A 17647-nucleotide genomic window follows, 5' to 3' on the forward strand; every position below is an offset into this window, starting at 1 on the left:
GGCGAACCCTTCCAAGGGTTTGGAAATGACGATGCCATGTCCGAGGTGCGCGTGATCCCTGAAAAGTCGAAACCCGAGGGTGGACGGTTCCGACCAGGCAAAAGCGCCAAGGCGTCCGCCTGCGCGACATCGCTGCTTCTGGCCGCCGCCCTCGCAGGGGCCGTGCCGAGCCAGGCCTACGCCTTCGAGATCTTCGGGTGGAAGTTCTTCGAGAAGGACGAGGAAACCGCCGATCTCGTCGACCCCGTCAGCTACAGCGTCACGCTGACCGTCGTCGGCGCCGCGCCCGACGAGGCTAAGACGCTGCAGGAGGAACTGGAAGGCGCCTCGACGCTCGTCTCCGACAAGGACGATCCGGTCTCCGGCTCGCTCGGCCTCCTCTCCAAGGCCAAGGGCGACCGCAAGCGCCTGGTCGCCTCGCTCTACGAGAACGCCCGCTACGAAGGCCTCGTCACGATCCGCATCCAGGGCCAGGATATCGCCGATCTCGCGCCGGATGCGGCCTTCGACACCGCCTCGGGCCCCGTGCCGGTGGAGATCACGGTCGAGCCGGGCGCGCTCTTCAAGCTCGGCGCCGTGGACATCACCGCCGACGGCACGCCCGTTCCCCCCGATGCGACGGAGCTCGCCCCCGGCGGCACGGCGGAATCGGTGCGCATCCTGCGCGAGGAAGGCCGCCTCTTCGAGCGCCTGCGCGGCGAGGGCCGGCCCTTCGTCGCCGTGACCGACCGCGACGTCGTGGCGGACGGCGCGACGAAGACGCTCGACTACCGCCTCGCCGTCTCGCCCGGCGAACCCGTGCCCTTCGGCGAGATCTTCGTCGAGGGCGCCAAAGACGTCGATCCCGGCTTCATCGCCTACATGGCCGGCATCGAGCAGGGAAAGGTCTTCACGCCCGCCGACCTCAAGAAGGCGCGCGAGCGGCTCCTGAAGCTCGACGTCTTCTCCAGCGTCACGGTCAAGGAGGCCAAGGGGCAGGCAGAGGACGGCACGCTGCCGGTGCAGATCGAGGTCGGCGAGCGCAAGTTCCGCTATTACGGCGTCGGCGCGACCTACTCGAACACGGAAGGCGCCGGCGTCAACGGCTATTGGGGCCATCGCAATCTCTTCGGACGGGCGGAAAGCCTTCGCATCGACGCCGCCGTCTCGCGCATCGGCGCGACCGCCGTCAGCGACACCGTGCGCGAGACCGACGACTTCGACTACAAGCTCGGCGCCGTCTTCAAGAAGCCGGGCGTGCTCGGGCCGGACTCGGTCTATATCGGCTCGATCGAGGCGGTCAGCGAGCATCCGCTGGCCTACGACCGCGACAGTTTCGCGGTGACGTCGGGCGTTCAGTACGAACTGAGCGACCAGCAGACGATCGAGGCTCGCATTCGCGGCGAGTACGAGGAGATCACCGACTATCTCGGCACCGAGGACTTCCTCATCGCCTCCGTTCCCATCACCTACACGTTCGACGGGCGCGACGACAAACTGAACCCGACGGAGGGCTTTCTCGCCAAGCTCTACGCCGAGCCCTCCTATGAAATCTCCAACGGCACCCCCTTCGTGAAGGCGCGCGGCGACCTGTCGGCCTATCTCTCCCTTTCCGAGAGCGACCGCTTCGTGCTCGTCGGCCGCGTCGCCTACGGCTCGGTCTTCGGCGCCGACCTTCAGGACATTCCGAACGACCGGCGCTTCTATGCCGGCGGCGGCGGCTCGGTGCGCGGCTACGCCTTCCAGACGATCGGCCCCTACTACCCCTCCGTTCCCCGGCCGGGCGGCGATCCCTCCTTCGTCGATACGCCGACGGGCGGCCTCTCGCTCTTCGAGGCCTCCGCGGAGGTGCGCATCGGCGTCACCGAGAAGATCCAGATCGTCCCCTTCGTCGATGCCGGCGCGGTGTCGGACGAACTCACCCCCGATTTCTCGAACCTCAAGATCGGGACGGGCATCGGCGCGCGCTACCTGACGAGCTTCGGGCCGATCCGCGTCGATGTCGGCATTCCGCTCGACCCCGGCCCGCGCGACGGCGACTTCCAGATCTATGCCGGCATCGGACAGGCCTTCTGACCATGACGAGACACGCTTTCCTCGCCGCGCTCCGCGTCGCAGCCCTCGGCCTCGCCCTCCTCGCTCCCGCGACGGGCGCGAAGGCGCAGGCCTTCATCGCGGGACAGATCGAGAACCTTCTCTCCACCAACACGACCAAGGTCGAGATCGAGGGCCTCACCGGCGCGCTGTCGGGCGCCGTGCGCATCGACCGCGTCACGGTCTCCGATCCGAAGGGCGTCTTCCTCACCGCCAGCGACCTTGCCATGGACTGGTCGCCGCTGTCGCTGGCGCGCCTCAACGTCTCGATCGAGGCCCTCACCGCCGGGCAGATCGTGCTGGAGCGCCTGCCGGAAGCCGCCCCCGCCGATCCGAACGAGCCGGCAGGCTCGGGCTTCAGCCTGCCCTCGATCACCGCCGACATCCGGAAGATCTCGCTCGGCGAGTTCGTGATCGGCGAGGCCATCGCCGGCACGCGCGCGCGCCTCTCGGCCGAAGCCAGGCTCGGCCTCTCCAAGGACCCGGCGCGGCTCGACGTCTCCGCCGACATCCAGCGCCTGGACCAGCCCGGCACGATCGCGGCCAATCTCCTCTTCGCTCCGGGCGAGAACCGGCTCGACGTGAACATCGACGCCAGCGAACCCGCCGGCGGGCTCGTGGCGTCGCTTCTGAAGATCCCCGGCGCCCCGGCCGTGAACCTCACGGTCAAGGGCCAGGGCCCGCTCTCCGATTTCATGGCGAACGGCGCGCTGACGGTCGGCTCCGACACGGCCGCGACCCTGACGGCGCAGGTCACAGACACTGGCGAAGGCCGCCGCATCGCGGCCTCGCTCGGCGTCTCCGCCGAGAAATACGTGCCGACGACCTATGCGGCCTATGTCGACGGCGGCGTCGATCTCGACGCGCAGTTGCTCATCCGCCCCGACGGCACGATCGCGATCGATCAGGCCTCGCTCGTCTCCGGCCGCATCGACGCGCAGGCCTCCGGCACCTACGACCCCGCCGGCGCCGGCAATGCGCTGAACCTTGCCGTTTCCGGCCGCGGCGGCGGCACCGTGCCGATCCGCCTCGGTGCGGAGGGCGCCAGGACCGCGATCGACATCGCCAGCCTGAAGGCGACGCTGAAGGGCGCCCTGTCCGCCGCCGCGATCGAAGCCTCCGCCACCCTGCCGACCGCCGGCTACGGCCCCTATGTCGCGACGGACCTCGCGCTCGCCGCCGCCTCCCCCGCCTTCGACGTCAACGCGCTCGCCGGTCCCCTGACGATCACCGCCGACGCCGCGTCGCTGACCGCACCCGAAGGCATCCAGGACCGCTTCCTCGAAGGCGCCATCCGCATCGAGGCGGAAGGCGCGCTCTCGGGCAGCGGCCTCAGCCTCACGACCGGCCGCGTCACCACCGGCGTCGCCAATGCCGGGATCACCGGCTCGGCCGCGTTCAACTTCTCGACCTTCGATCTGAAGCTCACCTCCGACTTCGAGACGCTCGCGCTCTCGGCCGCCGCCGTGCCGCTGGCGGGCGACCGGCTGAACGTCTCCGGCGCCGTGACGCGGGGCGCGGACGGAACGTTGACGGCTCGCGACCTCGCCGTACGCGGAACGGGCCTTGCGATCGACGGCGGCGCGACGCTGACGAACGAGACCGTCACCGCCGATGTTACCGGCCGCATCGACGCGGCCGATGCCGAGAACGCTTCGATCTCCGGCAAGGCCGAGTTCAAGCTCACCGCCAACGGCCCCGTCGCCGCGCCCGACGTCGATGTGAGCCTGACCAGCCAGGGCCTTCGTGTGAACGGTCGCGAGCTGGCCAATCTGAAACTCGAAGCGCGCGGCGCCTTCACCTCCGCCACCCCGTCCGGCACGGTCGATCTCTCCGGCACGCTCGACGGCGTTCCGCTCACCGGCACCGCGCTCGTCGAGACGCTCGCCAATGGCGAACGCCGCGTCTCCAACCTCACGATCGTGCAGGGACCGAACCGCATTTCCGGCGAGCTTCGCTTCACCGAAGCACCTGCCCCGCTCGGCCGCCTCGACTTCGCGGTCGCCGATATCGGTCCGCTCGCGGCGCTGGCGCTTCAGCAGATGCAGGGCGACCTCAACGGCACCGTCGCGCTCTCCATGAACGAGGCCGACTTCCCGCTCGCCGACGTGAACCTCACCTCGCAGCGCCTCGCCGTCGCCGGCACGGTGCTTCAAGGCGTCGCGATCGATCTCGGCATCGCGGACTATCTCGGCCGCCCCTTCCCGGTCGGCAAAGTGACCGCGAATGCCTTCGAAGCCGGCACGGCCACCGTCTCCGATCTCGACCTCGACCTGACCCGCAGCGGCGACTTCACGCGCCTCGAAGCCACCGCCAAGGCGAACGGCGCGCCCGTCACGTTCGCCGGCCAGGCCAATCTCGCGCCGACGGAAACGGTGATCGGAATCGAGACGCTGACCGCCGACATCCCGAACGCCGCCATCGCGCTGACCGCGCCCGCGACGATCACCCTTCGCGACGGCACGACCGAGATCGGCAAGCTGGAGCTGAAGACCGGCGACGGCTCGCTCTCGCTGGTCGGCCGAAGCGGCGCGGCGCTCGATCTCGACCTTTCGCTCGACCGCGTTCCCGCCGCCGTCGCCAACCCCTTCGTGCAAGGGCTCGACGCATCCGGCACCTTCACCGGCTCGGCCCGCGTCACCGGCGCATCGAGCGCGCCCGAAGCCGTCTTCGACCTTCGCGCGGAAGGGCTTGCCACCAGCCAGACCCGCGCGGCGAACCTGCCCGCGCTCGAAGCCCTCCTCGCCGGCACCTTCAAGGAGAACGTGCTCGCCCTCGAAACCGCCAATCTCGACATCGGCGAGGGCTCGCTCTCGGCGAGCGGGCGCGTCGGCCAGAGCATCCTCGATCTGCAGCTGGCGCTGGACAAGCTGCCCGTCGCGCTCGCCAACGACTTCGTCTCCGGCCTCGGCGCCTCCGGCACGATCTCCGGCACCGCGACCGCGACCGGAACGATCGCCGAGCCCGTCGCCGAATTCACGCTGTCGGGCACCGGCATCACCGCCCGCGAGATCGCGAGCGCCGGCATCGAGCCGATCGAACTCGACGCCGCCGGCCGCTATGCGACGCGCACGCTGACGCTCGATCGCGCAAGGGCCACCGTCGGGCCGGGCTCGCTCACCGCCTCCGGCACGATCGGCGACACGCTGAACGTCGAGGCCGCCATGACCGAAGTTCCGGTCGGCCTCGCCAATGCCTTCGTCCCCGACCTTCGCGCCACCGGCACGATCTCGGGCACCGCCAAGGCGACGGGGCCGTTGACAGCTCCCAACGCGGTCTTCGACCTCGCCGGCTCCGGCATCGGCGCGCGCGCCATCGCAGAGAGCGGCATTCCGCCGATCGACCTGCGCGTCGCGGGCACGGCGGCGGACGGCTCGGCAACGCTGCAGACGGCCGTCGCCACGATCGGCGAGGCCTCGCTGACCGCCACCGGCACGGTCGGCCGCACGCTCGATCTCGACATTCGCGCCGACAGGATCCCCGTCGGCCTCGCCAACGGATTCGTGCCGAACCTCGACGCCCGAGGCACGATCTCGGGCACGGCGAAGGCGACGGGCACGCTCGCCGCGCCGAACGCGGTCTTCGATCTCTCCGGCGGCGGGCTGACCGCCCGTCCCCTCGCCGCGAGCGGCCTGCCCCCGGCGGACCTTCGCCTCGCCGGCCGCTACGACCAGGGCACCGCCACGCTTCAAACGGCCAATGTGCAGCTCGGCGAGGCCTCCGTCACGGCCACCGGCACGGTCGGCCAGCGCCTCGATCTCGACATTGCCGCGCGCGATCTGCCGGTCGCCGTCGCCAACGGATTCGTCTCCGGCCTCGGCGCCTCCGGCACGATCTCCGGCACGGCCAAGGCGACGGGCTCTCTGTCGAATCCAGCCGCCACGTTCGACATCGCGGGCCGCCGCATCACGACGGACAAGCTGAAGGCGTCCGGCACGCCCGCCATCACGCTCGACGCCAAGGGTCGCTATGCCGATGGCTCGGCCGAGCTGGAAACGGCGCGCGCGAGCGTCGGCGACGGCTCGCTGACCGCCTCCGGCACGGTGGGCCAGCGGCTGAACGTCAAGGCGACGCTCGATCGCCTGCCGGTCGCCCTCGCCAACGCCTTCGTCGCCGATCTCGGCGCGCGTGGCACGATTTCGGGCTCCGGCACCGCCGTCGGCACGCTGGCCGATCCGCAGGCGACCTTCGACCTCACCGCCTCCGACGTCTCGACGCGGCAGACGCGCGATGCCGGGGCGCCGCAGGTGGATGCCGTCGCGCGCGGCCGCTATGCCACCGGCACCGCGGACATCGAGACGGCACGCGTCGATATCGGGCGCGGCCGCATCACCATTGCCGGGCGGGCGGGCCGGGACCTCGATCTCGACGTGACCATCGCCGACTTGCCCGCCTCCATCGCGGGCGCTGCCGCCGAAGGCCTCGACCCCGCCGGCTCGATTGCCGGGCGCATCCGCGCGACCGGTCCGATCGCGGCGCCCGACGTCACCTTCGACATCGACGGACGCGGCCTTTCCGTCGCTCAGACCCGCAATGTCGGCGTCGCCAACCTGTCCTTCGACGCCAACGGGCGCTTTGCCGCCAATGTCCTGACGCTCGACGCCAACCTTGCCGGCAACGGGCTCGCCCTGCGCGCCAATGGCACGGTCGCGACCTCGGGCACGCCGCAGCTGAACCTTGCGGTCAACGGCACGGCGCCGCTCGCCATCGCCAATGCCGTTCTCGCCGAGGGCGGGCGGTCGGTGAACGGCACGGTCGCGATCGACGCCACCGTGACGGGCGCGGCCTCCGCGCCGGAGGTGAACGGCACGATCCGTGCGAGCGGCGCCTCCTTCGTCGACACCGGCTCGAACGTCGCGGTCAACAACATCAATGCCACGATCACCCTGGCCGGCAAGACGGCGACGATCAGCGCCTTCTCCGCCAATCTCGCGGCCGGCGGCACGATCGCCGTCTCCGGCACGATCGGGCTCGACCAGGGCTTCCCCGCCGATATCCGCATCCGGATGAACCAGGGGCGCTACAACGACGGCGAGCTGATCGCCGCGCGTCTCGACGCGGACCTCACCATCACCGGATCGCTGATCGGAACGCCCCTTCTGGCCGGCACGATCGACGCGCGCCAGATCGACATCCTCGTCCCCGACCGCCTGCCGACCTCGCTCGCCCGCATCGACGTGCGCCATGTCAACACGTCCGAGGCCGTCCGGAAGCAGGCCCGCGAGATCGCGCCGAAATCGTCGGGCGGCGGCGGCGGGGGCGGCATCGCGCTCGACATCCGCTTCAACGCGCCGAACCAAGTCTATGTGCGCGGCCGCGGACTGGACATCGAGCTTGGCGGCGCCATCGCCATTGCCGGCACGGCATCGGCCCCCGCGATCACCGGCGCGCTGGAGCTGCGGCGCGGACGCTTCAACATCCTGGCGAACCGGCTCGACTTCACGCGCGGCATCCTGACCTTCAGCGGCGATCTCGTGCCGACGCTGGATCTCGTGGCGACCTCGGATGCCGGCGACGTCACCGTCCAGATTTCCGTCACCGGCCCCGCGACGGACCCGAGCTTCAACTTCTCCTCGACGCCGGCCCTGCCGCAGGACGAGGTGCTGGCTCGGCTGATCTTCGGCCAGGGGACGGCCGACCTCTCGCCGCTCCAGATCGCCCAGCTCGCGGAGGCGGCCTCGCAGCTGGCGGGCGTCGGTGGCTCGACGGGCCTTCTGGAGAACCTGCGCGCCCAGCTCGGCGTCGACGACGTCGACATCAAGACCAATGCCGACGGCAAGACCTCGGTCGGCGTCGGCAAATATCTTAACGACAACACCTATCTCGGCGTCGACTCCACCGGCCGCGTCTCGATCGACCTCGATCTCGGCGCCGGCCTGAAGGCCAGGGGCGCGGTCTCGGCCAGCGGCGGCGGCGAGGTCGGCGTCTTCTACGAGAAGGAATACTGAGGGCGCGTTCTAGGCATGGCGGGATCGCAGGGTCCCGCCGAAGGATTCGGCGGCAGAGACTCTCCTAAGAGAGCGCGACTCCTCTGCGCCGACGGTCGAGACCTCGACGGTCGGCGCCGTCATGCAGGATGCTTTCGACCTTGAAGGTTCTCCAAACGAAAAAGGCGCCGTCCGAAGACGACGCCCTTTCCATCAAAGTCCGATCTCGATGAGAGATCAGGAACCCTTGCCGTAGAGTTCGACCTGGCCGTTCGGCTTGATCTGGATCGAACCGATGTCGGCGGTGTTGATGCCGTTGTTCTTCAGAGCCTCGGCGAGACCGGGGTTGGCGTCGATCGTGCGCTGCACCTGCGCCATGTCGGTCTTCGTGTTCGTCGGGTTCTGGGCCGCGAGGTTGTTGACGATCGTGTAGTTGCCCGTGAGATCCGTCGACGCGGTCGTCGCGTTGTCGGTGGCCGTCTGCGCGAACGAAGCGGCGGGGATCATGAACGTGGCGACGGTGGCGGCGAGAATGAGCTTCTTCATGGATCTGAAACCTTTCGATGTTGGCTTCCGGATCACTCCCCGTCTCCGGGGACTGCAGCGGGCTAAAAGCCTCGCCGCGTCCGGTGTCGGGCTGATAACTGGCTCTTCCGACTTCCGTTCCCGATGGAATTTCCGAAAGTCGGCGCGATAACGCGCCTGTGATCGCCCTGCCCTGCCGGGATGCGGTCTTGCGCTCTGCTTTTTCTGCAGGCAAAAATCGCTCGTGCCCTTGAGAGTTCATTATCGTTCGCAGCTATACTGACAGAGGCCGGGCGGTTAAGCGTCTGTCCCCGATAGTGGAGCCTCGCTCCTCGTTCCAGCTCGGACCGATGCCTTGACCGACCATGTTGCGGACTTCAGAGGGGATCGGATCGCGGCGCTCGCGACGTCGGGGAGCGCCGCGCGCGCCGCCGGCATCGCGGAGCGGTTTACCGCCGATCCCGCCCGTTTCCAGACCTTTTCCTACCGTCTCGACGATCTCCTGATCGACGTGTCCAAATGCGCGATCGGCGATTCGGACCTCGAGGGTCTCTTCGATCTCGCGCGCACGGTCGGGCTCGAGGAAAAGCGCGACGCCATGTTCGCCGGCGCTCGCATCAACGCGACCGAGAACCGTTCCGTCCTCCATGTCGCCCTGCGCGGCCACGAGAGCGACGGCTTTTCGGTGGACGGCCGGCCCGTCGGCGGCGATGTCGAGGGCGTGTTCCAGGCCATGGGCGCCTTCGCCCGCAGCCTGCGCGACGGCACGCGCAAGGGCGCGACCGGCAAGGCCTTCACCGATGTCGTCAACATCGGCATCGGAGGCTCCGATCTCGGGCCCGCCATGGTCACGCTGGCGCTGGCGCCCTTCCACGACGGGCCGCGCGCGCATTTCGTCTCCAATGTCGACGGCGCCCATATCGCCGACACGCTGAAGACCCTCGATCCCGAGACGACGCTGTTCATCGTCGCCTCCAAGACCTTCACCACCATCGAGACCATGACGAACGCGGCGACCGCTCGGCGCTTCATCGCGGAGGCGCTCGGCGAGGCGGCCGTGTTCCAGCACTTCGCCGCCGTCTCCACCGCGCTCGAAAAGGTCGCGGCCTTCGGCATCGATCCCGACCTCGTCTTCGGCTTCTGGGACTGGGTGGGCGGACGCTACTCGGTCTGGTCGGCGGTCGGCCTCCCCGTGATGATCGCGATCGGCCCCGAGCGATTCCGCGCCTTCCTCGACGGCGCGCGCGATCTCGACCGGCACTTCAAGTCCGCGCCGCTGGAGGAGAACCTTCCCGTCATCCTCGGCCTCGTCGGCTGGTGGCACCGCGTCGCGCAGGCCTATCCCGCCCGCGCGATCCTGCCCTACGACCAGCGCCTCCTGCGCCTGCCCGCCTATCTCCAGCAGCTCGACATGGAATCCAACGGCAAGCGCGTCGGGCTCGACGGCGAGCCGGTGACGACGCCGACGGGCCCGCTCGTCTGGGGCGAGCCCGGCACCAACGGCCAGCACGCCTTCTATCAGCTGATCCACCAGGGCACCGACCCGATCCCGGCCGAGTTCATCGTGGCGGCCAAGGGCCACGAGGCGAGCTTGAGCATCCACCACGAGCTGCTTCTGGCCAATTGCCTCGCCCAGAGCGAGGCGCTGATGGTCGGCCGCTCGCTGGAGACGGCGCGCCGGCAGCTTCTCGACAAGGGCGCGGACGCGGCGGAGGCCGAGCGGCTGGCGCCGCATCGCGCCTTCCCCGGAAACCGGCCCTCCATCACCATTCTCCACGAGACGCTCGACCCCTATTCCCTCGGGCGCCTCGTTGCGCTCTATGAACACAGGGTCTTCGTGGAGGCCCAGCTTTTCGGGATCAATGCCTTCGACCAGTGGGGCGTCGAACTCGGCAAGGAACTCGCCACCGGTCTCCTGCCGGTGGTGCAAGGACAGGTCGCAACCACGGGACGGGACGGCTCCACGGCCGGGCTCGTCGGCGTTCTGCGCGAGATGAGGAAGACCAAATGACGTCCGCACTCGAAGCCCGCACGTCCGAGGGCGAACCCGCCACCGAGCGCCCGACCCCCATGGCCGAGCCCCGCCGCAACGACGCGGACACGCTGGCGCTGGAAATCCTGGAAAAGCTCACCTACGCCGTCGGCAAGGACCCGGCCGCCGCCCGCCGCCACGACTGGCTGGAGGCGACGACGCTCGCCGTGCGCGACCGCATCATCGACCGCTGGTTCAAGTCGACGCACGAGATCTACGAGAACCAGCAGAAGCGCGTCTGCTACCTCTCGATGGAGTTCCTGATCGGCCGTCTCCTGCGCGACGCGATCAACAATCTCGGTCTCACGGAGGAGGTGCGCGCCGCCCTCTCGCGCTACGACGTCGACATCGACATGATCGAGCTTCTCGAGCCCGATGCCGCGCTCGGCAACGGCGGTCTCGGCCGCCTCGCCGCCTGCTTCATGGAGAGCATGGCCTCGACGGGCGTCCCCGCCTTCGGCTACGGCATCCGCTACGTCCACGGCTTCTTCCGGCAGGAGATCGTCGGCGGCGAGCAGGTCGAGCTGCCCGAGACCTGGCTCGCCCACGGCAACCCCTGGGAGTTCGAGCGCCGCGAGGCCTCCTACGAGATCGGCTTCGGCGGCAAGGTCGCGGCCATCGACGAGCCCGGCAAGCCGCCGCGCCAGGTCTGGCGCCCGGCCGAGCGCGTTCTCGCCGTCGCCTACGACACGCCCGTCGTCGGCTGGCGCGGCAAGCACGTCAACACGCTGCGCCTCTGGAGCGCGCAGTCGCTCGATCCGATCCTCCTCGACGCCTTCAATTCCGGCGACCATATCGGCGCCGTGCGCGAGGCGAACAAGGCAGAGGCGATCACCCGCGTCCTCTATCCCGCCGATTCCCATCAGGCCGGCCAGGAGCTGCGCCTGCGCCAGGAGTATTTCTTCTCCTCGGCCTCGCTGCAGGACATCATCCGCCGCCATCTCAGCCAGTACGGCGACCTGACGAACCTCTCCGACAAGGTCTCGATCCAGCTGAACGACACGCATCCGGCGGTCTCGGTCGCCGAGCTGATGCGGCTTCTGATCGACGTCCACGGCTTTGCCTGGGACGACGCCTGGACGCTGACCAAGTCGACCTTCTCCTACACCAACCACACGCTCCTGCCCGAAGCGCTGGAGACCTGGCCGATCCATCTCTTCGAGCGCCTCCTGCCGCGCCAGATGCAGATCATCTACGCGATCAACGCGCAGGTCATCCGCGAGGCGTCCCAGGAGAAGGGCCTCGACGGCGCGCGGGTCGCCGCGATCTCCCTCATCGACGAGAACCACGGCCGGCGCGTGCGCATGGGCCAGCTCGCCTTCGTCGGCTCGCACACGATCAACGGCGTTTCCGCCCTCCACACGGAGCTGATGAAGCAGACCGTCTTCCACGATCTGCATGTGCTTTATCCGACGCGCATTCAGAACAAGACCAACGGCGTCACGCCCCGGCGCTGGCTGATGCAGTGCAATCCCGGCCTCACCGACCTCGTGACGGACGCGGTCGGCCCCGCCTTCCTCGACGACATCGACCGTCTGGCCGATCTCGACAAGCTCGCCACGGACGGCGCCTTCCGCGAGCGCTTCATGGGGGTCAAGCGCGAGAACAAGGCGCGGCTCGCCCAGACGATCGAGGACCGGCTCGCCATCTCGGTCGATCCGTCCGCGATCTTCGACATCCAGGTCAAGCGCATCCACGAATACAAGCGCCAGTTCCTGAACATCATCGAGGCGGTCGCCCTCTACGACCAGATCCGCTCGCATCCCGAGCTGAACTGGCAGCCGCGCGTCAAGATCTTCGCCGGCAAGGCGGCGCCGAGCTACGCGCAGGCCAAGGAGATCATCCACCTCATCAACGACGTCGCACGCGTCGTGAACTCCGATCCTTCGGTCCGCAATCTCCTGAAGGTCGTGTTCATCCCGAACTACAATGTGAGCCTCGCCGAGATCATCATGCCGGCGGCCGACGTCTCCGAGCAGATCTCGACGGCGGGCCTGGAAGCATCCGGCACCGGCAACATGAAGTTCGCCCTCAACGGCGCGCTGACGATCGGCACGCTCGACGGCGCCAATGTCGAGATGCTGGAGCATATCGGCGAGGAGAACATCTTCATCTTCGGCCTCACCGCCGACGAGGTCGCCCAGCGCCGGCGCGAGACCCATAGCGGGCGCTCGATCATCGAGTCCTCGCAGATCCTGCAGAACGCCCTCTCCTCCATCACCAAGGGCGTCTTCTCGCCGGACGGCGCGGAGCGCTTCCAGGGTCTGGTCGAAAATCTCTACAACAACGACTGGTGGATGATCGCGGCCGACTTCGAAGCCTACTGGAAGACGCAGCGCCAGATCGACGAGACCTGGATCGACACGGCGTCCTGGGGCGAGAAGGCCGTGCGCAACACGGCCCGCATGAGCTGGTTCTCCTCCGACCGCTCCATCCGCGAATACGCCAAGGACATCTGGCGGACCGGCAGCGACGCCTGACGAAGCGTCAGTCGGCCGGTGGCACGTTTTGCCGCCGGCCGATCCGTTTTCCGGGTGCGGAACCCGTGGATGAAAAGCCACTGAACCCTATGTTTCGAGGCGTGGCCGTGTAGGATGGCCAAGAACGCCGAAACGGCGACCGGGTCGGGCGGTGCCAGCCGAGATCGCCTCCGGGACCACATCTGGGAGGATGACGAATGGTACAACGCAAGCCCGGACCGATCTCGCGCGATACGATGGCCTATGTGCTGGCGGGCGGCCGTGGAAGCCGGCTGATGGAGCTGACCGACACGCGCGCCAAGCCCGCGGTCTATTTCGGCGGCAAGACGCGCATCATCGATTTCGCGCTTTCGAACGCTCTGAACTCCGGCATCCGGCGCATCGGCGTCGCCACGCAGTACAAGGCGCACTCGCTGATCCGCCATCTGCAGCGCGGCTGGAACTTCCTGCGGCCCGAGCGCAACGAGAGCTTCGACGTGCTGCCCGCCTCGCAGCGCGTGTCCGAGGACCAGTGGTATGCCGGCACGGCCGACGCGGTCTATCAGAACATCGACATCATCGAAGACTATGCGCCCCAGTATATCGTGATCCTGGCGGGCGACCACGTCTACAAGATGGACTACGAGATCATGCTCCAGCAGCATGTGGATTCCGGCGCCGACGTCACCGTCGGCTGCCTGGAGGTCCCGCGCATGGAGGCGGTCGGCTTCGGCGTCATGCATGTCGACGAGACCGGCAAGATCACCGATTTCGTGGAGAAGCCGAAGGACCCGCCCGCCATTCCCGGCCGGCCCGACACCGCGCTCGCCTCCATGGGCATCTACGTCTTCGAGACGAAGTTCCTGATGGACCAGCTGCGCCGCGATGCCGCCGATCCGAAGTCGGACCGCGACTTCGGCAAGGACATCATCCCCCACATCGTTCGCCACGGCTACGCGCAGGCCCATTCCTTCAGCAATTCGGTCGTGCGCTCGGCCAACGAAACCGATGCCTACTGGCGCGACGTCGGCACGGTGGACGCCTATTGGCAGGCCAATATCGACCTGACCGACGTCGTTCCCCCGCTCGACATCTACGATCGCGACTGGCCGATCTGGACCTATTCGGAGATCACCCCGCCGGCCAAGTTCGTGCACGACGTCGACGGGCGGCGCGGGCAGGCCGTGTCCTCGCTCGTCTCCGGCGACTGCATCATCTCCGGCGGCTCGCTGAACCGCTCGCTCCTCTTCACCGGCGTCCGCCAGCGGTCCTATTCGCATCTCGACCACGCGGTCGTGCTGCCACAGGCCCATATCGGCCGCAACGTGCGCATCAGCAAGGCGGTCATCGATCGCGGCGTCCACATCCCGGACGGACTGGTGATCGGCGAGGACCCCGAGCTCGACGCGCAGCGCTTCCGCCGCACGGAGAACGGGGTCTGCCTCGTCACCAAGCCGATGATCGACCGGCTCAACTACCGGTGAGCGCAATGAAGGTCCTTTCGGTCGCTTCCGAGGTCTATCCCTTCGTCAAGACGGGCGGGCTCGCGGACGTGGCGGGCGCCTTGCCTCTGGCTCTGACCGAGCGCGGGAAGGAGGTGAAGACCCTCCTCCCGCTCTATCCGGAGGTCGCGGCCGCGATCCCGCTCGGCGACGGCGAGCCGGTGCTGGCTCTGGAGGACCTTTTCGGCGGCCCCGCGCGGATCCACGCCGCGACGGCGGCCGGGCTCGACCTTCTCCTCATCGACGCGCCCCATCTCTACGATCGGCCGGGCGGCCCCTACCTCACCACCGCCGGCCAGGAACACCTGGACAACTGGGCGCGCTTCGCCGCTCTCGGGCGCGTCGGCGCGATGATCGGCCAGGGCGCGACGGGCTGGCAGCCCGACATCCTCCACGCCCACGACTGGCAGGCCGCGCTCGCACCGGTCTATCTCTCCTTCTCGGCCGGCCCGCGCCCGAAGACGGTCCTGACGATCCACAACCTCGCCTTCCAGGGCAATTATCCCCGCGAGATCCTGCCCGGGCTGAACCTTCCCTCCTCCGCCTGGTCGCTGGAGGGGCTCGAATATTACGGCTCCGTCGGCTTCCTGAAAGGCGGCCTCCACGCCGCCGACGCGGTGACGACGGTCAGCCCGACCTATGCCGAGGAGATCGTGACGCCGGAGGGCGGCATGGGCCTCGACGGGCTCCTGCGCGGCCGCTCCAGCCGCCTCGTCGGCATCGTCAACGGCATCGACACCGCCGTCTGGGACCCCGCCTCCGATCCGCTGATCGACACGCGCTACGGCGCCAAGACGCTGAAGACGCGCGCCGCCAACAAGCGCGCGATCGAGGCCGAGTTCGGCCTTGCGCCGGGCGAGGGCCCGATCTTCGCCGTGGTGAGCCGCCTCACCTGGCAGAAGGGCATGGACGTTCTCGCCGGCCTCACCGAGGAGATCGTGGCGCTCGGCGCGCGTCTGGCCATCATCGGCTCGGGCGAGCCGCTGATCGAGGGCGCCTTCCTCGCCGCCCATGCGCGTCATCCGGGGCAGGTCGGCGTGCGCATCGGCTATTCCGAGCCCCTGTCGCACCATCTCCAGGCCGGCGCGGACGGGCTGCTCATTCCCTCGCGCTTCGAGCCCTGCGGCCTGACCCAGCTCTATGCCCTGCGCTACGGCTGCATCCCCGTCGTCTCCAAGGTCGGCGGGCTCGCCGACACGGTGATCGACGCGAACTACGCCGCCGTCGCCGCCAAGGTCGCGACGGGCGTCATCTTCGACACCGTGGCCCCGACCCCGCTTCTCGACGCCATCTCCCGCGCCTGCCGGCTTTACGAGGATGCGCCGGTCTGGCAAGCCATGCAGCGGCGCGGCATGGCGACGGATGTCGGCTGGACCGCCAGCGCCGCCCGCTATGCCGACCTCTACGCCTCACTGTTGAAGGATGCCGCCTGATGCTCCAAACCGTCGCGACGACGCCGTTCGACGACCAGAAGCCGGGCACGTCCGGCCTTCGCAAGAAGGTCCCCCACTTCAGCCGGCCGAACTATGCCGAGAACTTCATCCAGTCGATCTTCGACGTCGCCGAACGGGGCGCCGGCGCGACGCTGGTGATCGGCGGCGACGGACGGTTCCTCAACCGCGAGGTCATCGGCAAGGCGATCCGCATGGCGGCGGCGAACGGCTTCGGCCGCGTCGTGGTCGGCCGGGACGGCATCCTCTCGACGCCGGCCGCCTCCAACCTCATCCGCAAGCGCAAGGCCGCGGGCGGGCTGATCCTCTCGGCCAGCCACAATCCCGGCGGCCCCGACGGCGATTTCGGCATCAAGTACAACATCGCCAATGGCGGCCCCGCCCCCGAGGCGATCACCGAGGCGACCTACCGCCGCTCGCGCGAGATCGACGCCTACAAGATCTCCGACGCGCCGGAGCCCGACCTTTCGACGATCGGCGAGACAACGATCGAGGACATGGTGCTCGAGGTCGTCGATCCCGTCGACGACTATGCCGAGCTGATGGCCGAGCTCTTCGATTTTCCGAAGATCCGCGCGCTGATCGCGGGCGACTTCACGCTCTCCTTCGACGCCATGCACGCCGTCACCGGCCCCTATGCCAAGCGCATCCTGGAAGAGACGCTCGGCGCGCCCGCCGGCACGGTCGTCAACGGCGTGCCGCTGGAGGATTTCGGCGGCGGGCATCCCGATCCGAACGCGGTCTATGCCGCCGATCTCATCGCCCGCCTGATGGCGCCGGACGGTCCCGACTTCGGCGCGGCCTCAGACGGCGACGGCGACCGCAACCTGATCGTCGGCCGCGGCATCGTCGTCTCGCCGTCGGACTCGCTGGCGATCCTCGCGGCCAACGCGCATCTGGCGCCCGGCTACGCCAAGGGCATCGCCGGCATCGCGCGCTCCATGCCCACGAGCCAGGCCGCCGACCGCGTCGCCCGCAAGCGCGGGCTGAACATCTACGAGACGCCGACGGGCTGGAAGTTCTTCGGCAATCTTCTGGACGCCGGCAAGGTGACGATCTGCGGCGAGGAGAGCGCGGGAACGGGCTCCGACCACGTCCGCGAGAAGGACGGGCTCTGGGCCGTTCTCCTCTGGCTGAACATCCTGGCCGAGCGCGGCGAGAGCGTGAAGGCGATCGTCGAGAGCCACTGGACCGAGTTCGGCCGCACCTACTACCAGCGGCACGACTATGACGAGATCGACAAGGAGAAGGCGGACGGCCTGATGGGCTCGCTGCGGGACCGGCTCGCCTCCATGTCCGGCCAGCGCTTCGGCACGCTCGTCGTCTCGGAGGCCGACGACTTCTCCTACAAGGACCCGATCGACGGCTCGATCTCGACCGGCCAGGGCGTGCGCATCCTCTTCTCCGGCGGCTCGCGCATCGTCTACCGCCTGTCCGGCACGGGCACGGTCGGCGCGACGCTTCGCGTCTATATCGAGCGCTACGAGCCCGACACGTCCCGCCACGGCGCTGCGCCGGAAGAGGCGCTGAAGGAGCTGATCGAGACCGCCGACGTCATCGGCGAGATCAAGAAGCGCACCGGCCGCACCGCGCCCGACGTCGTGACCTGATCCGCTCCGCCCGGCGACGCCTCCATGCGGTGCCGGACGACTTCGGCAGCGGCACGAACGCGTGCAGG

General features: G+C 68.8%; 8 protein-coding genes. 7 read left to right on the plus strand and 1 reads right to left on the minus strand.

Annotated features, from left to right (window positions below; translation table 11 throughout):
- Positions 1-36: 36 nt before the first annotated feature.
- Both ASG62_RS00905 and ASG62_RS00910 read left to right on the plus strand, forming a co-directional pair.
- Positions 37-2055 carry an autotransporter assembly complex protein TamA gene (locus ASG62_RS00905; RefSeq protein WP_082537195.1) on the plus strand — a complete coding sequence of 673 codons (2019 nt, stop codon included), beginning with the start codon at positions 37-39 and terminating at the stop codon, positions 2053-2055.
- Between the two features lie 2 nt (positions 2056-2057).
- Positions 2058-8021, plus strand: coding sequence for a translocation/assembly module TamB domain-containing protein (locus ASG62_RS00910; protein WP_056694641.1), 5964 nt, complete (start codon positions 2058-2060; stop codon positions 8019-8021).
- Between the two features lie 216 nt (positions 8022-8237).
- On the opposite strand, the gene ASG62_RS00915 is transcribed toward ASG62_RS00910, so the two are convergent.
- Complete coding sequence (locus tag ASG62_RS00915; protein WP_056694639.1) at positions 8238-8546, minus strand: hypothetical protein; 309 nt, start codon at positions 8544-8546, stop codon at positions 8238-8240.
- A 370-nt stretch (positions 8547-8916) separates the two neighbouring features.
- Here ASG62_RS00915 and pgi point away from each other — a divergent pair, with 370 nt between their 5' ends.
- From pgi to ASG62_RS00940, 5 genes are all read left to right on the plus strand, one after another.
- Positions 8917-10536, plus strand: coding sequence for a glucose-6-phosphate isomerase (gene pgi / locus ASG62_RS00920; protein ID WP_056695002.1), 1620 nt, complete (start codon positions 8917-8919; stop codon positions 10534-10536).
- A complete protein-coding gene (locus tag ASG62_RS00925) occupies positions 10533-13037 on the plus strand; it encodes a glycogen/starch/alpha-glucan phosphorylase (RefSeq protein WP_082537194.1) in 2505 nt (834 codons plus the stop codon). Before pgi ends, ASG62_RS00925 begins: the two co-directional genes overlap by 4 nt.
- 197 nt (positions 13038-13234) lie before the next feature.
- The gene (gene glgC / locus ASG62_RS00930; RefSeq protein WP_056694638.1) at positions 13235-14500 is read left to right on the plus strand and encodes a glucose-1-phosphate adenylyltransferase; all 1266 of its coding nucleotides are present in this window, start codon (positions 13235-13237) and stop codon (positions 14498-14500) included.
- Between the two features lie 5 nt (positions 14501-14505).
- Positions 14506-15951, plus strand: coding sequence for a glycogen synthase GlgA (gene glgA, locus ASG62_RS00935; RefSeq protein ID WP_056694636.1), 1446 nt, complete (start codon positions 14506-14508; stop codon positions 15949-15951).
- Entirely contained in the window at positions 15948-17579 is a 1632-nt protein-coding gene (locus ASG62_RS00940) for an alpha-D-glucose phosphate-specific phosphoglucomutase (protein ID WP_200944695.1), read from the plus strand. The genes glgA and ASG62_RS00940 overlap by 4 nt, the downstream gene beginning before the upstream one ends.
- Positions 17580-17647 lie beyond the last annotated feature (68 nt).

Origin of the sequence: Aureimonas sp. Leaf427, from assembly GCF_001425485.1 — a bacterium.
Lineage (GTDB): Bacteria > Pseudomonadota > Alphaproteobacteria > Rhizobiales > Rhizobiaceae > Plantimonas.

Coding starts and splice junctions, on each gene's coding strand:
- ASG62_RS00910 (WP_056694641.1), top strand. CDS start 2,058: ATGACGAGACACGCTTTCCTCGCCGCGCTCCGCGTCGCAGCCCTCGGC.
- glgA (WP_056694636.1), top strand. CDS start 14,506: ATGAAGGTCCTTTCGGTCGCTTCCGAGGTCTATCCCTTCGTCAAGACG.
- ASG62_RS00915 (WP_056694639.1), bottom strand. CDS start 8,546: ATGAAGAAGCTCATTCTCGCCGCCACCGTCGCCACGTTCATGATCCCC.
- ASG62_RS00905 (WP_082537195.1), top strand. CDS start 37: ATGTCCGAGGTGCGCGTGATCCCTGAAAAGTCGAAACCCGAGGGTGGA.
- ASG62_RS00925 (WP_082537194.1), top strand. CDS start 10,533: ATGACGTCCGCACTCGAAGCCCGCACGTCCGAGGGCGAACCCGCCACC.
- glgC (WP_056694638.1), top strand. CDS start 13,235: ATGGTACAACGCAAGCCCGGACCGATCTCGCGCGATACGATGGCCTAT.